We start from the raw sequence: 1,066 nt of genomic DNA on the forward strand, positions 1-1,066 counted from the left end.
ATCTATTGTTGGCAACCCGGCAAGCGTTAAACCAAACGATGTACTGACTTACAATATTAAAATCAGCAACAGTTTTGGAACGGCGAAAACAGGGGTAACGGCAAGTGATGCGATTCCTGCAACACTGACTAACGTTACTGCAATCAGCAATGGTGGTACTTTGACAGGCAACACGATCAACTGGTCAGCCTTAACAATCCCGGCGAATGGCAGCTTAACCTTAAGCTTCCAGGCAACGGTAGCCTCAACACTTCCAACCGGCACAACAACGATTAAAAACGTTGCATCGGTAGTGGATCCTATTGATCCGAATAACCCTGAAGAGCCTGAAGTTGAAGTACCGACCGAAGGTAAAATCACGGCAACCAAATCTATTGTTGGCAACCCGGCAAGCGTTAAACCAAATGATGTACTGACTTACAATATTAAAATCAGCAACAGCTTTGGCACAGCGAAAACAGGGGTAACGGCAAGTGATGCGATTCCTGCAACACTGACTAATGTTACTGCAATCAGTAACGGTGGTACCTTGACAGGCAACACGATCAACTGGTCAGCCTTAACAATCCCGGCAAATGGCAGCTTAACCTTAAGCTTCCAGGCAACGGTAGCCTCAACACTTCCAACCGGCACAACAACGATTAAAAACGTTGCATCGGTAGTGGATCCTATTGATCCGAATAACCCTGAAGAGCCTGAAGTTGAAGTACCGACCGAAGGCAAAATCACGGCAACCAAATCTATTGTTGGCAACCCGGCAAGCGTTAAACCAAATGATGTACTAACTTACAATATTAAAATCAGCAACAGTTTTGGCACGGCGAAAACAGGGGTAACGGCAAGTGATGCGATTCCTGCAACACTGACTAACGTTACTGCAATCAGCAACGGTGGTACTTTGACAGGCAACACGATCAACTGGTCAGCCTTAACAATCCCGGCAAATGGCAGCTTAACCTTAAGCTTCCAGGCAACGGTTATATCTACACTTCCAACCGGCACAACAACGATTAAAAACGTTGCAGCGGTAGTGGATCCTATTGATCCGAATAACCCTGAAGAGCCT

1 protein-coding gene is annotated in these 1,066 nt (G+C 46.1%); it reads left to right on the forward strand.

Translation table 11 applies throughout. The features are described 5' to 3' along the window. Positions 1–1,066, forward strand: a 1,066-nt coding sequence (locus O0955_RS18165) for an Ig-like domain-containing protein (RefSeq protein WP_269428975.1), incomplete at both ends; no start/stop codon positions are given.

It is taken from the genome of Pedobacter punctiformis, from assembly GCF_027213715.1.
GTDB lineage: Bacteria > Bacteroidota > Bacteroidia > Sphingobacteriales > Sphingobacteriaceae > Pedobacter > Pedobacter punctiformis.